The sequence below is a fragment of the Salipiger bermudensis genome (genome assembly GCF_017309175.1).
GTDB lineage: Bacteria > Pseudomonadota > Alphaproteobacteria > Rhodobacterales > Rhodobacteraceae > Salipiger > Salipiger bermudensis.
Map to the genome: position 1 here is coordinate 96,963 of NZ_JAEKJV010000018.1, position 17,688 is coordinate 114,650.

At 67.9% G+C, this 17,688-nt stretch carries 17 protein-coding genes; 11 read left to right on the forward strand and 6 right to left on the reverse strand.

The window, feature by feature from the left end; translation table 11 throughout:
• Positions 1-21: 21 nt before the first annotated feature.
• The 5 genes from JF542_RS20175 (at position 22) to JF542_RS20195 (ending at position 5,326) form a co-directional block, all read left to right on the forward strand.
• On the forward strand, positions 22-1,503 hold the full coding sequence (locus JF542_RS20175; RefSeq protein WP_207077185.1) for an inorganic phosphate transporter: 1,482 nt from the start codon (positions 22-24) through the stop codon (positions 1,501-1,503).
• An 83-nt stretch (positions 1,504-1,586) separates the two neighbouring features.
• Positions 1,587-3,014: a YcjX family GTP-binding protein gene (locus tag JF542_RS20180; RefSeq protein ID WP_207077186.1), complete on the forward strand. Its 1,428-nt coding sequence runs from the start codon at positions 1,587-1,589 to the stop codon at positions 3,012-3,014.
• A gap of 53 nt (positions 3,015-3,067) precedes the next feature.
• Complete coding sequence (locus JF542_RS20185; RefSeq protein WP_207077200.1) at positions 3,068-3,499, forward strand: GNAT family N-acetyltransferase; 432 nt, start codon at positions 3,068-3,070, stop codon at positions 3,497-3,499.
• A complete protein-coding gene (locus JF542_RS20190; RefSeq protein WP_207077187.1) occupies positions 3,496-4,530 on the forward strand; it encodes a YcjF family protein in 1,035 nt (344 codons plus the stop codon). Before JF542_RS20185 ends, JF542_RS20190 begins: the two co-directional genes overlap by 4 nt.
• Positions 4,531-4,624: 94 nt before the next feature.
• Positions 4,625-5,326 (forward strand): VIT1/CCC1 transporter family protein, encoded by a 702-nt coding sequence (locus JF542_RS20195; protein ID WP_207077188.1) that lies wholly within the window; start codon positions 4,625-4,627, stop codon positions 5,324-5,326.
• A gap of 40 nt (positions 5,327-5,366) precedes the next feature.
• Here the strand turns inward: JF542_RS20195 and JF542_RS20200 are convergent, their stop codons facing one another.
• Positions 5,367-5,570: a hypothetical protein gene (locus tag JF542_RS20200; protein WP_083793962.1), complete on the reverse strand. Its 204-nt coding sequence runs from the start codon at positions 5,568-5,570 to the stop codon at positions 5,367-5,369.
• 315 nt (positions 5,571-5,885) lie between these two features.
• On the reverse strand, positions 5,886-6,194 hold the full coding sequence (locus JF542_RS20205; RefSeq protein ID WP_007798112.1) for a hypothetical protein: 309 nt from the start codon (positions 6,192-6,194) through the stop codon (positions 5,886-5,888).
• 455 nt (positions 6,195-6,649) lie between these two features.
• On the opposite strand from JF542_RS20205, the gene ileS reads away from it, so the two are divergent.
• The 3 genes from ileS (at position 6,650) to cobA (ending at position 11,320) form a co-directional block, all read left to right on the forward strand.
• Positions 6,650-9,640 carry an isoleucine--tRNA ligase gene (gene ileS / locus JF542_RS20210; protein WP_207077189.1) on the forward strand — a complete coding sequence of 997 codons (2,991 nt, stop codon included), beginning with the start codon at positions 6,650-6,652 and terminating at the stop codon, positions 9,638-9,640.
• Between the two features lie 174 nt (positions 9,641-9,814).
• Positions 9,815-10,294, forward strand: a complete 480-nt coding sequence (locus JF542_RS20215; protein ID WP_207077190.1) for a histidine phosphatase family protein — start codon at positions 9,815-9,817, stop codon at positions 10,292-10,294.
• A 258-nt stretch (positions 10,295-10,552) separates the two neighbouring features.
• The gene (gene cobA, locus JF542_RS20220; RefSeq protein WP_207077191.1) at positions 10,553-11,320 is read left to right on the forward strand and encodes a uroporphyrinogen-III C-methyltransferase; all 768 of its coding nucleotides are present in this window, start codon (positions 10,553-10,555) and stop codon (positions 11,318-11,320) included.
• Between the two features lie 12 nt (positions 11,321-11,332).
• Here the strand turns inward: cobA and hisB are convergent, their stop codons facing one another.
• A complete protein-coding gene (gene hisB, locus JF542_RS20225) occupies positions 11,333-11,920 on the reverse strand; it encodes an imidazoleglycerol-phosphate dehydratase HisB (RefSeq protein WP_207077192.1) in 588 nt (195 codons plus the stop codon).
• A 121-nt stretch (positions 11,921-12,041) separates the two neighbouring features.
• On the opposite strand from hisB, the gene JF542_RS20230 reads away from it, so the two are divergent.
• Positions 12,042-12,281 carry an Lrp/AsnC family transcriptional regulator gene (locus tag JF542_RS20230; RefSeq protein WP_007798099.1) on the forward strand — a complete coding sequence of 80 codons (240 nt, stop codon included), beginning with the start codon at positions 12,042-12,044 and terminating at the stop codon, positions 12,279-12,281.
• Positions 12,282-12,351: 70 nt separating this feature from the next.
• On the opposite strand, the gene JF542_RS20235 is transcribed toward JF542_RS20230, so the two are convergent.
• The 3 genes from JF542_RS20235 to JF542_RS20245 all read right to left on the reverse strand — a co-directional run bounded on the left by JF542_RS20235 (position 12,352) and on the right by JF542_RS20245 (position 16,071).
• Positions 12,352-13,602 (reverse strand): malonyl-CoA decarboxylase, encoded by a 1,251-nt coding sequence (locus tag JF542_RS20235; RefSeq protein ID WP_207077193.1) that lies wholly within the window; start codon positions 13,600-13,602, stop codon positions 12,352-12,354.
• A gap of 180 nt (positions 13,603-13,782) precedes the next feature.
• Entirely contained in the window at positions 13,783-15,297 is a 1,515-nt protein-coding gene (locus JF542_RS20240) for an acetyl-CoA hydrolase/transferase family protein (RefSeq protein ID WP_207077194.1), read from the reverse strand.
• A 183-nt stretch (positions 15,298-15,480) separates the two neighbouring features.
• Positions 15,481-16,071, reverse strand: coding sequence for a hypothetical protein (locus JF542_RS20245; RefSeq protein WP_207077195.1), 591 nt, complete (start codon positions 16,069-16,071; stop codon positions 15,481-15,483).
• Between the two features lie 161 nt (positions 16,072-16,232).
• Between JF542_RS20245 and JF542_RS20250 the strand changes: the two genes are divergently transcribed.
• Together JF542_RS20250 and JF542_RS20255 are read left to right on the forward strand one after the other, a co-directional pair.
• On the forward strand, positions 16,233-16,784 hold the full coding sequence (locus JF542_RS20250; protein ID WP_207077196.1) for a carboxymuconolactone decarboxylase family protein: 552 nt from the start codon (positions 16,233-16,235) through the stop codon (positions 16,782-16,784).
• 387 nt (positions 16,785-17,171) lie between these two features.
• Complete coding sequence (locus JF542_RS20255) at positions 17,172-17,330, forward strand: hypothetical protein (protein ID WP_207077197.1); 159 nt, start codon at positions 17,172-17,174, stop codon at positions 17,328-17,330.
• Positions 17,331-17,688: the final 358 nt, after the last annotated feature.

Below are 17,688 nucleotides of genomic sequence, written 5' to 3' on the forward strand. Positions count from 1 at the left end.
GACCTACAGGACTTTCCGACATTGCCCCAGGACACGCCCCCGCATCAGTGGAAGACGCTCGATCAGGATCTCAATCGCCTGTCGCGCCTCGAGGCTGCCACCATGTACACGTCGCGCCCGCTGGTCGGTGTGGGCGTCAGCCTGGTCTTCGTCACGCTGGCAGCGGTGGCGGCAGCAATCTTCACCGGCGGTGAGCCGCAGGGGCTCGCTGTGGTCGTGGCGGCGGCCTTCGGCGCCTACATGGCGATCAACATCGGTGCCAACGACGTGGCCAACAACATGGGCCCGGCGGTCGGCGCCAAGGCGCTGTCGCTGCTCGGGGCCATCGCGATCGCCGCGGTCTTCGAGAGCGCAGGCGCGCTGCTGGCCGGCGGCGACGTCGTGTCGACGATCTCCAAGGGCATCATCGATCCGGCAGGCCTGTCCAACACGATGGTCTTCGTGCGCGCGATGATGGCAGCGCTGCTGGCGGCCTCGATCTGGGTCAACATCGCCACCTGGGTCGGTGCCCCGGTCTCGACCACCCATTCGGTGGTCGGCGGGGTGATGGGCGCGGGCATCGCCGCGGCGGGCTTTGCCACGGTGAGCTGGCCGACGATGGGCGCCATCGCCGCAAGCTGGGTGATCTCGCCGCTGCTGGGCGGCATCATCGCCGCCGCCATGCTCGCCTTCATCAAGTGGCGGGTGATCTATGTCGAGGACAAGATCGCCGCCGCGCGGGTCTGGGTCCCGGTGCTCATCGGCCTGATGAGCGCCGCCTTCGGGGCCTATCTGGCGCTGAAAGGCCTTAAGCACGTGATGAAGATCGACCTGCCCACCGCGCTGCTGATCGGCGCGGCGGCCGGGGTGATCTTCTGGGCGCTGTCGGTGCCCTTCATCCGGCGCCAGTCCGAGGGGCTCGAGAACCGCAACCGCTCGCTCAAGACTCTCTTCCGGCTGCCGCTGGTGGTCTCGGCGGCGCTGCTCTCTTTCGCCCACGGCGCCAATGACGTGGCCAATGCCGTGGGTCCGCTCGCGGCGGTGGTCTACGTCCAGCAATCCGCCGGAGTGGCGGCCGAGGTGACGATCCCGCTCTGGGTCATGCTGATCGGCGCGCTGGGAATTTCCTTCGGCCTCGTGCTCTTCGGCCCGAAGCTGATCGGCATGGTCGGGAGCCAGATCACCAAGCTGAACCCCATGCGCGCCTATTGCGTGGCGCTCTCCGCCGCGGTCACCGTGATCGCCGCCTCGTGGCTCGGCCTGCCGGTGAGTTCGACCCACATCGCGGTCGGCGGCGTGTTCGGCGTCGGCTTCTTCCGCGAGTGGTACATGGAGCGACGCGCCCGGAAGGCGAACGTCAATGGCGCCAGCGGGACCCGCCTCGCACGGCAGGAACGTGCCCGCCGCAAGCTTGTGCGACGGTCGCATTTCATGACCATCGTCGCGGCCTGGGTGATCACCGTTCCCGCCGCCGCGCTGCTCTCCGCCGCCTGCTTCTGGATGCTCTCCCTGCTCGGTTTCTGATCTGCCTCACTGGCAACTGTGGGGCCCCGGGTCTATCTGTAGGGCGCAGCACAGCCAGACAAGCACAGGCAGAGAGGCAGACCTTGGTCATCGGAACCATCGCCGACAGGCTGACCCGCGGGGTCGAAAACGTCACCGACACGCTGACCAGCCCGTTCACCGAGCCGGTGGTCCGGCTCGGCGTCACCGGCCTGTCGCGCGCCGGCAAGACGGTGTTCATCACCTCGCTGGTGGCCAACCTCATGGACCGGGCGCGGATGCCGCAGCTGCTGGCCGAGAGCGAGGGCCGCATCCTTGCCGCCTATCTTCAGCCGCAGCCCGACGACACCATGCCGCGCTTCGACTACGAGGCCCATCTCGGCGCACTGACCTCCCCGACCCCGCACTGGCCCGACAGCACCCGCGCGGTGTCGCAATTGCGCCTGTCGCTGCGGCTGCGCCCGACCGGGCTCTTGTCTGGCATGTCGGGCCCACGCACCGTGCATCTCGACATCGTCGACTATCCCGGTGAGTGGCTGCTCGATCTGGGACTGATGGACAAGAGCTATGCCGAGTGGGCCGAGGAGAGCCTTTCTCGCCTTGAGCATCGCCCCGGAGGTGCCGACTACGTCGCGATGGCGCACGCCGAGGACAGCGCGCAGACGCTGGACGAGGTCCGCGCCAAGGCACTGGCCTCCCGCTTCACAGAAGCGTTGCACGCCGCGCGCAATGCCGGCTTCTCGGATTGCACCCCGGGTCGCTTCCTGCTGCCCGGCGAGAAGGAGGGCAGCCCGGCGCTGACCTTCGCGCCGCTGCCCAAGCCCTCCGATCCGCCGCGCAAATCGCTCTGGCGCGAGATGGAGCGCCGCTTCGAGGCCTACAAATCCCAGATCGTGAAGCCCTTCTTCCGCGACCACTTCTCGCGCATCGACCGGCAGGTGGTGCTGGTCGATGCGCTCGGCGCGATCCATGCCGGCCCCGCTGCGATGGAGGATCTGCGCCGGACGATGGCCGAGATCCTCACCGCCTTCCGCCCGGGTGCCAACGCCTTCCTCACCAGCCTGCTGCTCGGCAAGCGGGTCGAGAAGATCCTCTTCGCCGCCACCAAGGCCGACCATCTGCACCACACCCAGCACGGCCGGCTGACGGCCATCATGGAGGCGCTGACCCGCGACGCCCGCGACCGCGCACGCTTTGCCGGGGCCGAGACCGGCGCCATGTCGATCGCCTCTCTGCGTGCCACGGTCGAACAGACCCTGCCGCGCAACGGGGACAGCTTCGACTGCGTGCGCGGCACGCTGCTGCAGGACGATGGCAGCCGTGGTCGCGAGGCGGCGTTCTATCCCGGCGAGCTGCCCGAGGACCCGGCCCGCCTGCTCGGTCCCGCCCGCGAGGGCGCCGAGGGATGGCTCGACGGCGACTATGCCATCATGCGCTTCGCCCCGTCGCGGCTCAGCCTCAAGCCCGGCGAGGGCCCGCCGCATATCCGCCTCGACCGCGCTGCGCAGTTCCTGATCGGAGACCGGCTGTGAGCCCGGACGTGACGTCTGCGCTGCGCCCGGCGCGCAGCCTAGACGCGGGCCCGATGGGCGCGATGATGTCCGCAGCGGTGGCGGCGCGGGCCTGGAAACCGCGCCTCCATTCGGCGGCCGAGGACATCGCCCATGCCGATTTGCTGATCGCGCGCGGCTGGGTGACGGTGGCCGAGGCCGCGGAGGGCGGCCCGGTGACGGGCTTTCTCGCCCGAGAAGGCAGCTACGTGCACGCCCTCTTCATCGCCCCGGGCTGGCAGCGCCGCGGCATCGGCCGCGCGCTGATGGCTCACGCCAAGGCCGAAAGCCCTGCGCTCGACCTCTGGACCTTCGCCGCCAACACCGCTGCCCGCCGCTTCTACGAAGGCACGGGCTTTGCCGAGATCGAGCGCGGCGACGGCTCGGACAACGAGGAAGGTCTGCCCGACATCCATTACCGCTGGATCGCCCCGGCCAGCGTCGCAGCCAAGGAGCCCGGATCATGAGCGACAAGGACAAACCCGGCGACAGACGCGGCCCGGTGCTGTTCGAGATTGATGAAAGCGCCGCCCCGGCCACCCCCTCCGAGGCGCCCCCGGTGCCCGAGCCGGACATAGCCCCGACCCTGCCCGAGGGCCGCGCGATGACCACCGCCGCGGTGCTCGCCGCGCGCCGCCCGTCGTGGCTGGCACGCTGGTTCTGGGCGCTGCTCGGCACGCTGATCTCGGCGCTGGTCTCGATTGCCGCTTGGCGCTTCGTCACCGACCTGATCGTCTCGGTGCCGCTGCTGGGCTACGCCGTCACCGCGCTGATGGCGCTCTTCGTTCTGGTGGTGCTGCTGATCGTGATCAAGGAACTGGCGGCGCTGTCCCGGCTGAGCCGCGTCGACGCGCTGCACCGCGCCTCGGCGCAGGCGCTGGCGGACGAGGATCTCAAGGCCGCCCGCGCCGTCACCGGCAAACTCACCGCCCTCTACGCGGGCCGCGACGACACCCGTTGGGGCCGCGAGCGCCTGCGCGAGCGCGAGGCCGAGATCTTCGACGCGTCGGGGCTTCTGGGACTTGCCGAGACCGAGCTGCTCTCACCGCTCGACGCCGCCGCCCGGCGCGAGGTCGAGGCCTCGGCCCGGCAGGTGGCGACGGTCACGGCGCTGGTGCCCCTGGCGCTGGCCGATGTCGCCACCGCGCTCGGCGCCAACATGCGGATGATCCGCCGCATCGCCGAGATCTATGGTGGCCGCTCCGGCACGCTGGGCAGCTGGCGGCTGACCAAGGCGGTGATGTCGCATCTGGTGGCCACCGGCGCGGTCGCGGTGGGCGACGACATGCTCGAGCCGATCCTCGGCGGCGGGCTGCTTGGCAAGCTCTCGCGCCGCTTCGGCGAGGGGCTGGTCAACGGCGCGCTGACCGCGCGGGTGGGCGTTGCCGCCATCGAGGTCTGCCGCCCCCTGCCCTTCCAGGCGGTCAAGCGCCCCTCGGTGCGCGTGATCATCCGCAGCGCGCTTTCCGGGCTCGTGAAGAGCGCCGACAAGGCCTGAGCCGCGCCGGCAGCCGGGACATCCGACGCGGCTTGATCCATCTCATACCATGCGCCCCACCGCTGCGGCAGAGTCGCGACGGGAGACGCCAGCCATGACCCTTGCCAGCCACGACCCGCAGCCGTCCGCCGTTCCGAACGGGCGCGGCAACCTGCGTGACATCATCTACGGGGCCATCGACGGCGCGGTCACCACCTTCGCCATCGTTGCGGGGGTGGCGGGCGCGGGCCTGCCGCCGCTGGTGATCATCGCGCTGGGATTCGCCAATGTCTTTGCCGATGGCTTCTCGATGGCCGCCGGCAACTACTCGGGCACCAAGGCCGAGCTCGACGACCTCAACCGCCTGCGCAGGATCGAGACCTTGCGGCTCAGGCACGACCCCGAAGCAGTGCGCGCCGATCTGCGCCGGATCTTCGCCGCCAAGGGGCTACAGGATGGCACGCTCGACAGCGCCGCGGACGAGATCAGCCGCACCCCCGAGCACGCGGTCGCAATGATTCTCGACGGGATCTACGGCCTGTCCTCGGTGGATCCGCACCCGTTGCGGGCGGCGCTCTTCACCTTCGGCGCCTTCCTGATCGCGGGGATGGTGCCGCTGCTGCCGTTCCTGCTGGCCCTGCCCCACTCCTTTATCGTCGCGACGCTCCTGACCATGGCGGTGTTCTTCGCCATCGGCGCCTACAAGAGCCGCTGGTCGCTGGCGCCGTGGTGGCGCTCCGGGCTGGAGACTTTCGTGATCGGAGGCGTTGCGGCAAGCATCGCCTATATCGTCGGCAGCCTCTTCGCCGGTGCCTGAGCCCCGGCGGCGCGCCCAACGTATCGCCGGCAGGCCGGAGTCAGGGCAAGGCCGCCTGCACCTCGATCATCGGTTCGCGCAGCGTGTCGCGGGTGTTGGTCACGGCGTCGTGGCCCACCAGCATGCCAAGCGCCAGCAGAACGGCGAAGACAAGCGCGGCGGTCCAATCCAGACCGCGCAGATCGACGGGCAACAGCGGCTCGGGCCGCACGGGCGGGGGGCAGTCGTCTCTCGACTGGGACATTGCAATATACTCGATTGGCAGAAAGAGCAGAACAAGGCTCACATGGGCCTCGAACGGGTGTTTGTCGCGCGGTATTTCCGTCCGCCGCAGACATGCGCGGCGGATCGCGCAAAGACGGGATCGCCTGCGCCACTTCCCGCCAGTTGCGGCCGGATTGTCACATTTCGACGGGAACCGGATCGCGACGCCGATGCGGTCGCGATGCCCCATTCTCGCGACACATGTGCCGCCCCCGCCCAAGGGTCCGTGAGTGGTGGCGCGACTCCCGTCAGGGAAGGAGCCTCGATCCGGGGCGGGAGCGGCGAACGCGGGCCTTTACTCGGCCGGCGCGTCGGACGCAACCGGTGCCGTGTCGTCAGCCCCTCCGGTCGCGGGGGCCACGGCGCCATCCCCTGGCACCGTGGTATCGGTTGTGTCTGAGACGGCCGCCGGCGCGGTGTCGGTCTCGCCGCCGCCCAGAAACAGATTCACGGCGAAGACCACGCCGAGGACCAGGATCACGGCGACGAGGATCCCGGTCAGCCGGCTGCCGCCACTGCGCGCGCGGCCAAGCGGCCCCGGATCGGCCCGGCCCTGCGGGGCATGGGGATCGGATCGCTTCAGCTGTTCGTCGGGATAGGCCATGACGGCTCTCCTTCTCGGCGCGGGGGGGGGGCAGATGCCCGGCGCGACGGTCTGCCGCGCCTCCTTGGACCAAGTGAAGCACAGCCGCCCGGCCGCGTATCGACCCGCGACCCGATCACGACGAATGCGGCAATCGACCGCCAGAAATACAACCTAAGGTAGGCTGATCCCCGCCGCGCCGCAGCGCGGCATCGCCGCAACCGGCGGTCTGACGCCGGATTCGGCCGCGGCTCGGGGGATTCTCGCCAAGCTCTCGCGCCTGGCGCCGCCGCCGCAAGCTCTGGACCATCGCGAGTCGCGGGCCTATAAGGCCGCCCATGATGGGCCGTTTCGAGATCATCATTCGAATTACATGCCCGGCGCTCTGAGAGCAGAGTCGCCGGGACAAGGCGTATGGACGACCGCGCCGACCGACCATTCCCCAATTCACGATTCAAGAACCGGGACCACAGATCATGTGCGCCGAAACGCCTGACTACAAGGACACGCTGAACCTTCCCAAGACCGACTTCCCGATGCGCGCGGGCCTGCCCAAGCGCGAGCCGGAGTGGCTGGAGCGCTGGGAAAACATCGGCATCTACGACCGCCTGCGCGAGAAAGGCGCCGAGCGCCCGCCGTTCACCCTGCATGACGGCCCGCCCTACGCCAACGGTCACCTGCATATCGGCCACGCGCTGAACAAGACGATCAAGGACATGATCGTCCGCAGTCACCAGATGATGGGCCACGAGGCGCGCTACGTGCCGGGCTGGGACTGTCACGGCCTGCCGATCGAGTGGAAGATCGAGGAACAGTACCGCGCCAAGGGCAAGAACAAGGACGAGGTCCCGGTGATCGACTTCCGGCAGGAATGCCGCAAGTTTGCCGAAGGCTGGGTCGACATCCAGCGCGACGAGTTCAAGCGCCTTGGCATCACCGGCAACTGGGCCGATCCCTACCTGACGATGAACTACCACGCCGAGCGCGTCATCGCCGAGGAGTTCATGAAGTTCCTGACCACCGGCACGCTCTACCAGGGCTCCAAGCCGGTGATGTGGTCGCCGGTGGAAAAGACCGCGCTGGCCGAGGCCGAGGTCGAGTACCACGACAAGGAAAGCTTCACCATCTGGGTGAAGTTCAAGGTCAGCGCATATGACGCCCCCGAGGTCGACCGCGCCAGCGAGGAAGAAAGCGACGACGAGCGCCAGGCGGCGGTCAGCGCCGCGCAGGCCGCGCATGACACGTTCCTCGGCGCCTACGTGGTGATCTGGACCACCACCCCCTGGACCATCCCCTCGAACAAGGCCGTCGTTTTCGGCGAGGAGTTCCAGTACGGGCTCTACGAGGTCACCGACACGCCCGAGGAATGCTGGGCCGCCAAGGGCGAGCGCTACATCCTCGCCGACAAGCTCGCGGCGCAGACCTTTGCCCGCGCGCGCCTCGACGAGAGCCAGTGGACGCGCGTCTCGGACGTGACCCCGCACCAGCTTGCCGCGATGACGCTGGCGCATCCGCTGGCCGGCGCCGAGGGCGGCGAAGGCGAGTGGGACGATCCGCGTGATTTCCGTGCCGCGCCCTTCGTCACCGACGAGGAAGGCACCGGCTTCGTGCACTGTGCGCCATCGCACGGCATGGAGGAGTTCGAGCTCTACCGCGATCTCGGGATGCTCAAGCAGGTCATCACCTACAATGTCATGGAAGACGGCTCTTTCCGCGAGGACCTGCCCTTCTTCGGCGGCAAGATGATCCTCAAGCCGAACGGCAAGGAAGGCAACGCCAACAAGGCGGTGATCGACAAGCTGACCGAGGTCGGCGGACTGCTGGCGCGCGGCAAGATCAAGCACTCCTACCCGCACAGCTGGCGGTCCAAGGCGCCGGTGATCTTCCGCAACACGCCGCAATGGTTCGCCGCGATCGACCGCGCCGTGGGCGACGGTCAGGACGCGTACGGCACCACCATCCGCGAGCGCTCGCTGCGCTCCATCGACGAGCTGGTGAAATTCACCCCGCAATCGGGCCGCAACCGACTCTACTCGATGATCGAGAGCCGCCCGGACTGGGTGCTGTCGCGCCAGCGCGCCTGGGGCGTGCCGCTGACCTGCTTCGTGAAGAAGGGCGCCCTGCCCACCGACGAGGGCTTCCTGCTGCGCGATCCGGCGGTCAATGCCCGCATCTGCGAGGCCTTCGAGGCCGAGGGCGCCGACTGCTGGTACGCCGAGGGCGCCAAGGAACGCTTCCTCGGGTCCGATTATGCGGCGGACGAGTGGGAGCAGGTCTTCGACGTGCTCGACGTGTGGTTCGACAGTGGCTCGACCCACGCCTTCGTGCTGCGCGACCGCGAGGACGGCACCGAGGACGGCATCGCCGATGTCTACATGGAGGGCACCGACCAGCACCGTGGCTGGTTCCACTCCTCAATGCTTCAGGCCTGCGGCACCATCGGCCGCGCCCCCTATCGCAACGTGGTGACGCACGGGTTCACGCTGGACGAGAAGGGCAACAAGATGTCCAAGTCGCTCGGCAACACCATCGTCCCCGAAGAGGTGGTGAAGCAGTACGGCGCCGACATCCTGCGTCTCTGGGTGGCCCAGACCGACTACACCGCCGACCAGCGCATCGGGCCGGAGATCCTCAAGGGCGTGGCCGACAGCTACCGCCGCCTGCGCAACACCATGCGCTTCATGCTGGGCGCGCTGGGGCATTTCACCGAGGCCGACCGGGTCGCCGCAGAGGACATGCCCGAGCTCGAGCGCTGGGTGCTGCACCGTCTCGCCGAGCTCGACGCGAAGGTGCAGGAAGGCTACCGCAGCTACGATTTCCAGTCGGTGTTCCAGTCGGTCTTTACCTTCTGCACCGTGGACCTGTCGGCCTTCTACTTCGACATCCGCAAGGACGCGCTCTATTGCGATGGCGACACCGAGCGCCGCCGCGCCGCGCGCACGGTGATGGACATCCTGTTCCACCGCCTGACCAGCTGGCTGGCGCCGATCCTCGTCTTCACCATGGAAGATGTCTGGCTCGACCGCTTCCCCGGCGCGGAAAGCTCGATCCACCTGCAGGACTTCCCCGAGACGCCGGCAAGCTGGCGCGACGAGGCACTGGCCGAGAAGTGGGCCAAGGTCCGCGCCGCGCGCCGCGCGGTGACCGCGGCGCTGGAAATCCAGCGGACGGACAAGGTGATCGGCGCCTCGCTCGAGGCGGCCCCCATCGTGCATGTGGAAGATGCCGAGATGCTCGCGGCCCTCAAGACCGTGACCTTCGAGGATCTCTGCATCACCTCGGGCATCCGCCTGACCGCAGACCCCGCCCCGCAGGAGGCCTTCCGCATGACCGAGGTGCCGGGCGTCGGCGTGGTGTTCGAGAAGGCCGAGGGCCAGAAGTGCCAGCGCTGCTGGAAGATCCTTCCCGACGTGGGCACCCACGCCCACCCCGCGACCTGCGCGCGCTGCGACGCCGCGCTGGACTGACACCCGCGCGACCGAGCGCAGGTCACACGATACACAGGGGCCCCCGCAGCGATCTGCGGGGGCCTTTGCATTGCGCCCGCATCAAGACCGCCCCCATCCCGGCCCAAGAAAACATCCGGCAAGGCGTCTCGTTTTGATATGCTTCCGCGAGGGACATCAGGGAGGGTCATCGCCATGCAACGCCGTTACTTCATCCTCGCCGCCACCGCGCTCGCCGCCTGCGGCGCGAGCGGGCCGGTGACATTGGCGCCGGACAGCACGCTGATCCTGACCCGGCATGGCGACCGCAGCGGCTCCGAGGACATGCTCAACGACCGTGGCAGGCAGCGTGCGCGGGATCTGGTGACGGCGCTCGACGGCGTGGCGCTCGACGCGATCTACAGCCCCGGCATCCAGCGCAATCTCGACACCGCCGCCCCCATCGCCGAGGCCCGCGGCCTCGCCGTCAACCGCATCCCGCAGGAAGCCCCGACCGCGGCGCTTGCCGCCGCATCGGCCGGGCGCAGCGTGCTCTGGGTCGGCAACAAGGGCAACCTGACGACGATCTGGGAGACCCTCGGCCTGCCCGGAGCTCCTCCGCTGGACTATGGCGACCTGACATTCCTGCGCAGCGACGCCAACGGTCGGGTGAGCATCGAGCGGCAGCGCTACTGATCGCGCCGGACTGCCTGCGTTCTGTGCAGATACGCCCCCGCTCGGCCCCAAGCCGGCGGGCAGCCCCCCGCTGCGGCACAAAACCCTTGCGCGAATCCCGCCCCTGCCCTCTTAGCTGAGAACACGCGGCAACGGCGCCGCACCTGTCTCCCGAATGACCGGGATCGCTGAGCAAAGCTGCTCGATCCGTCGCTTCAGATGATGCGACGTGTCGGCGGCTTTTTTTGTTTCTGCACCCTGCGCATGGAGATCCTCCCGATGACGCATCCGAAGACCAAAGGCCACATCGCGCTCGTCGGCGCCGGACCCGGCGCCCGCGACCTGCTTACTCTGCGCGCGCTCGAGCGTATCCGTGCCGCCGACGTGCTGCTCTACGACCGGCTTGTCGATCCCGAGATCATGGAGCTCGCCCGCCCCGGGGCCGAGCGCATCTACGTCGGCAAGGACGTGGGCGCCTGCAAATGGCCGCAGGGCCGCATCGACCGGCTGATCGTCGCCAAGGCCAGGCTCGGGCTGCGGGTGGTGCGGCTGAAATCCGGCGACCCGTCGATCTTCGGGCGTGCCTGCGAGGAGATCGCCGCCGCGCGCGCCGCCGGCATCGAGATCGAGATCGTGCCCGGCATCACCGCCGCGTCGGCCGCCGCCGCCAGCATCGGGCGCCCGCTGACCGAGCGCGGCGAGACCGACACCTTCGTCATCACCACCGGCACCTGCAAGCCCGGCGACGCCGCCCCCGACCGCGCCCGCCTCGCCCATCCCGGCACCTCGATGGCATTCTACATGGCGGTGGAGCGCGCCGCGCAAGTTCAGGCCGATCTGATGGGCGCCGGCGCCCCGGCCGCCTGCCCGGTCGAGATCGTGACCCGGGCCAGCACCCCGGAGGAGCGGCACGTCGCCACCACGCTGGGCGCGCTCTCAGAGACCATCGCGGCCGAGGGCATTGCCAACCCGGCGATCCTGTTCATCTGCTACCCGAAATCGCTGGCCCGCGCCCTTGCGGGCACGGGGGCCGTCATCGCCGCCTAGGCGCGGGCACGCTCAGAGCGCGCCCTTGGTCGAGGGAATGGCGTCTCCCTTGCGCGGATCGGGCTCGACCGCCTCGCGCAGCGCGCGGGCGACGGCCTTGAAGGCGGCCTCGGCGATGTGGTGCGAGTTGAACCCGTGCAGCTGGTCCACGTGCAGCGTGATGCCGCCATGGGTCGCCAGCGCCTGGAAGAACTCGCGCACGAGCTCGCAATCGAAGGTGCCGATCTTCTGGCTCGGGAAGTCGACGTTCCAGACCAGGAAGGGCCGCGCCGAGAGATCGAGCGCGGCGCGCACTTGCGCGTCATCCATCGGCAGGTGGCAGGAGCCGTAGCGGCGGATGCCGCGCTTGTCGCCCAGGGCCTCGACCAGCGCCTGCCCGATGGCGATGCCGGTGTCCTCGACGGTGTGGTGATCGTCGATGTGGTAATCGCCCTCGGCGCGGATCGTCATGTCGATCAGCGAGTGCCGCGACAGCTGGTCCAGCATGTGATCGAAGAAGCCGACGCCGGTCTGGTTGTCATAGGTGCCGCTGCCGTCGAGATCGACGCTGACCTCGATCGCGGTTTCGGCGGTCTTGCGGCTGATGCTGGCCTTGCGCATGGGCATACTCCTCGGATGTCCGGGCGCTTATAGGCGCGCCGCGCGCGCAGGCCAAGCGGCGCGCTGGCGCATCTTGTGCCGGCGTGGCGTCTGTGCCAGCTTGCGCCCGAAGGAGACCGCCATGACCACCTGCGTTTTCGTCCAGATCCGCTGCACCCCCGGCACCACCTACAAGGTGGCGGAAGAAATCGCGCTGCGCGAAATCCACTCCGAGCTCTATTCGACCTCGGGCGAATGGGATCTGCTGGTCAAGCTCTACATCCCCGAGGGCTCGGATGTCGGCCACTACATCAACGAGCAGCTCGCGGATGTGCCGGGGATCGAGCGCACCCTCACCACGCTCACGTTCAAGGCGTTCTGAGCGCCCCGCAGGCGCCCTCCGTTACCCAGATTGCAGATGCATTAGGTCGCGGCGCGCAGGCGCGGTCGGCTCAGCCCGCCGCCACCTTCTCGCGCGTGTTGGCGAGCGATTTCACGCCCTGCGCCGCGGTGACCTCGAAGCTGTCGGCATACCGGTCGTGATATTTCTCGACCCGGTTCAGATCGTAGAGATAGTTCACCATCACCCCGCCCGACTGGCGCAGCCCGTTCTCGGAGACATCCGCCTCCGCGTGTACTGCCTGCACCATCGCGCCATTGCCCAAGTGAAAGCGCGCCACCGGATCGACGGGCTGGCCGTCCGGGCGCTTGGCATGCAGCAGGTAATGCGCTGCAAGCGCCGCCATCGCCTTGCCGTCTTGCGGATCGAAGCCCCGGCCCTCTGCCTTGAGCCAGCGCGTCAGGCCGGGGATCGGCGACAGCGTCACGAAGGTCTTGAGACCGGGCAGTTCGGCGGCAAGGTCCGAGACCACCTGCTTGATCAGCGAGTTGCCGAAGGAGATCCCCGCGAGCCCCGGCTGGCAGTTGGAGATCGAGTAGAACACCGCCGTGTCGGCCTCGCCGCTGCCGCCGGGCAAGCGATCCTCGGCCAGCAGTTTCTGGATCGAGCCGGGAATGCCCTTGGTCAGCGCCACCTCGACGAAGATCAGCGGCTCGTCGGGCATCGCCGGGTGGAAGAAGGCAAAGCAGCGCCGGTCGGCGGGCTTGAGACGGCGACGCAGGTCGTCCCAGCTGTGGATCGCGTGCACCGCCTCGTATTCGATGATCTTCTCGAGGATATGCGCCGGACTCTCCCAGCTGATGGGGCGCAGCACGAGGAAGCCACGGTTGAACCACGCCCGGAGCAGGTGCTTGGCATCGAGATCCAGCGCCTGCAGCGCCGCCTCGTCGCCGCCCAGCCGGCGCAGGTCGGCGCGCATCTGCACCAGTCTCTCGGTGCCGCCGGGCACCGCGTTGAGACGCCGCATCAGCTCCTGCCTCGGGGCCTCGCAGGCGTGGGTGAAGGCGCGGTAGGTGGTGCCGGAGGGCGCGGCCTCAAAGGCGTCGAGCGCGCTGCGCAGCGCCTCGGCATCAAGCCCGTAGGTCTCGGCCACGTGGCGGAAGATGGCCAGCTTCCCGGCATCATCCATCTCGACGTAGCGCTGCAGCACCCGCCGCGCCAGCGACAGCGCCGCGGTTTCCGATCTCGCGCCCATCAGGTCGGAGATCAGCGCCTCGGTGCTGCGCGGATCGCGGCGCAGGATCGGCCCGATGCGGGCACGGCGCTCGAATACGGTGGTCAGCAGGTCGGCGAGCAGGGACATGGTCTGGGCCTCCCGGGCGGGCGTGGCAAAGCAGGACAGAGTCGCGTCGCCCCAAGCGTCGGACGGACGGTCCGTGAAATCAAGACGCAGAGCGTCGCAGCACGCTGCCCCGCGCGGATTTCGGCGCGCGGCAGGGCGACATCCGCGGCAGGCAGCGGTAAGACCGCCGCATGTCGCACCCTAGCCCATCGATCCGGTCTCGACGAAGCGCTGGTGCCACGACAGCGCCTCGCCCAGAAGATGCGGGGCATGACCTCCGAAAGAGCCAGCCTTCGCCCGCGTCGCATAGTCGCGCAAAGCTTCACGATAGTCGGGATGGGCGCAGCGCTCGATGATCAGCTCGGCGCGTTGCTTCGGCGCCAGCCCGCGCAGATCCGCCAGACCCTGCTCGGTCACCAGCACGTGCACATCCTGCGCGATGTGATCAACATGCGAGGCCATCGGCACGATGGCCGAGATCTTGCCGCCCTTCGCGGTCGAGGGCGTCATGAAGATCGAGACATAGGCGTTGCGGGCGAAATCCCCCGACCCACCGATGCCGTTCTGGATCCGCGAGCCCATCACGTGGGTCGAGTTGACGTTGCCGTAGAGATCCGCCTCGATCAGCCCGTTCATCGCGATGCAGCCCAGCCGCCGCACCAGCTCGGGATGGTTCGAGATCTCCTGCGGGCGCAGGATCAGCTTGTCGCGGAACCGCGCCGCCTCGTTGTTGAAGCGCTCCGCCGCCTCGGGCGAGAGCGAAAAGGCCGTGGCCGACGCCATGCGCAGCTTGCCCGCATCAAGCAGGTCCAGCATGCCGTCCTGAATGACCTCGGTGTAGGCGGTCATGCCGTGATAGGGCGCCTCCATCAGCCCCGAGAGCACCGCGTTGGTGACGTTGCCCACGCCGGATTGCAGCGGCAGCAGATGCTCGGGCAACCGGCCCCGCGCCACCTCGTGGGCGAAGAACTCCAGCAGGTGCCCGGCGATGGCCTCGGCCACCGCGTCGGGCTTGGCGAAGGGCAGGTTACGGTCGGGCGCATCGGTCTCGACGATGGCGACCACCTTCTCGGGATCGACCATGAAATGCGGCTGGCCGATGCGGTCGTCGGGCGCCACCAGCGGGATCGGTCGCCGGTTCGGCGGCAAGGCGGTGCCGTAGTAGATATCATGCATCCCGTTTAGCGCGTCGCTCTGCCAGCGGTTCAGCTCGAGGATCACCTTGTCGGCGCAATCGAGCCAGGTCTTGTTGTTGCCGATCGACGAGGACGGGATCAGCGCGCCCTCGGCGGTGATGCCGGAAATCTCGACCACCGCCACGTCGAGCCGGCCCAGAAAGCCCTGCCACGCCATCGGCGCGACCTGGCTCAGGTGCATGTCGAAATAGTTCATCTCGCCCGCGTTGATCTTTTCGCGCGCGATGGGATCGGAATTGTAGGGCAGCCGGAACTCGATGCCGTCGGCCTTGGCCAGCGCCCCGTCGAGCTCGGGCCCGGTCGAGGCGCCGGTCCAGACCTTGACGCGGAACGGATCGCCCGCCGCATGGGCGGCCTCGATCCGGGCCGCCAGAGCCGTAGGCACGGACTTGGGATAGCCCGAGCCGGTGAAGCCGCTCATGCCGACGGTCATGCCGTCATGGATCAATGCGGCGGCGTCCTCGGCGCTCATCAGGCGGCTCTGGAAATCGGGATGGGCGATGCGGGATTGTCGCGTCATGGGGGCTCCTCCACTGCGGGTGGCACGGCCCGGCCGCGCCCCGCTCAGACCGGGAAAACTTCTGCACACCACTGTATGCAGCCCTCGCTCCTGCCGAGAAGACAGAGAATGCGCCGCAGAACGGGCATTCCTAAAACGCATAGCTTACGGAAAAAGATACGCGCTCAGCGCATGGCTTGGCAATCAGCGGTCGCCCCGTGTGACGTCACGTCGCGAGGCCTCGAGCCCGTCCTGGTAGCCCTCCGCATCGCCGTAGTCGGTGAATTGCGGATAGCGGCGATGCGGCTGCGCGACCCGGGCGGCGTGCTTGATCGGGCACCAGAAGGCCTCGGTGCGCGAGGCGATCTCGGTCACATAGGAGAGCAAGCCGTTGCAATAGCCGCAGTAGACGCAATTCGCCTTCTGGATCACGTTGAGATAGGCGAGGTGATGACGATCGATGCGGATGTGATCGCGGCGCTTCACCCGCGGGATGCCGTAGGCGCGGAAGCAGATCGCCTGATAGAGCGAGACGCAGAGATCGAGCAGCGCGAAGGGCACGATCAGGCCGTAGATCAGCGGCGCGGTGAGGATGTGCCACGGGTTGGCCCGTGCGAGGAAGGTCCGCCAGCGCATCCGCAGGGCGCGCTGCTGACGCAGCCTCTCGGACTCGAAGCGCACGCGGTTCTTCTCGAGCCGGTAGTGAAACGCGTCACGGCGGCGGCCGATCTCTTCTTCGAGCTCGTCATGCAGCGCGTCGATGCGCGCGAGGATCTGGTCGATGCGGCTGGTCATGCTGGCCTCCCCTGCCCCCGGCGCAGACATGCTAGGGCGCACGACCGCCGCGCTCCTTGCGCTCGATCAACGCCACGTCTTGTCGGGACGCGGCGCATTGGCGGGGACCGTGCCAGCCTCTAGGCTCATCACCACGATTCCCCTTTTCAGATGAGCCTGCCATGACCGCTTCGCCCTGCCCGCCCATCCCCGATGCCGACTGGCCCGAGGAGATTGCCGACCTGCGCGACGGATTCGCGGGGGCGCTCAACGTCTACCGCACCATGGCGCATCACCCGGACCTGCTGCGCGCCTGGGCACCGCTGCGCCAGCACATCGTGCGCGACACCGCGCTGGGGCTCGAGCGCTCGGAGGTGGTGATCCTGCGCGCGGGCTACCGGCTGGGCTCGCCCTATGAATGGGCGCACCACGTCTCACGGGCGCGCCAGCTCGGCTTCAGCGATGCCCGCATCGAAGCCATCGGCGGCACGCCCGAGGGCGAGGACGGACTCATCACCCGCGCCGTCGACGCGCTGATCGACGACAAGAAGCTCGCCCCCGACCAAGAGCGCGAACTGGCCGAGGCGATCGGGCGCCACGCGGTGATCGACCTGATCGCGACGGTCGGTTTCTATTCCGTTCTGGGCTACCTGCTGATGACCTACGACACGCCGATTGATGATCGGGTGGCGGCCGAAATGGCCGAGGCGCCGCTCGACCTGCCGCCGCGCTGAGGCCGGCCGCCCCTCTCCAATCGCGAAACCCGAGACCCGGTCGGGGCCGCGAGCGCAAACACGCTCCGGCCCGCGACTTTTTTGCGGCCTGAAGATTCGATCCAAACATTGTTAACGTCCTGATAAATCTTAACAACATTCAAACTATGTTTCAGATGCATGTTAAAACGCGTAAAATTCAACAAAAACTGACACTTATCGAAATATCATGGCATTGAAATACGACCCTGAAATTCTATATCTTGGAGTGACGGCAAGACCATCAGGAGACGCCAAGCCCGAAGCGCCTCAGGACCCGAAACCCGGACCTCTCCCTCGCGAAGAGACACGGGCCAAGGGTCCACCGCCGCTCGCCGGGCATCTTTCTCACGACGGAAAGGACCGCCGATGCTCAACGTCTTCCAACATCTCCGCGCTCAGCTCATGGTGGAACACAAGATCAACCCCGCTGCTCTTCAGGGCAAAGGGGTCTCGGATCTCGAAAAGCTGCAACAGAAGCTCGACGCGAAGAAGCTTGCCTCGGCAGAAGAGCCTGAGGCGGCCTGACTGTCAGGCGCCCACTGGATCCGCCGTACCGGCCAAACGACCACCACTCACGGACCATTGCCGGATGCGGCGTGGTGCGCCTAAGCGGAGAAAGCTCGAACGCTTTTTTCGAGGTGTTAGAGGACTGGGAAGCCCAACTCAAGCCGCATGAAGCCACGTTGCCGGAGATGGAGCCATGACCCATCTCTCACGCCAATCAGTTGAACATGCCCGTCCAGTCTTCACCGAAGCTGCCAAACTGTCAATCGGCAGCCAATCGTGACCCCCTATCGGCATCCAAAAATGACCCCCTTGGAGCGCCCGGGTAGCTGGCCCGATGCGGTGTAGCCCTCACACAGCGCAGCCGTATCGGGCCAGC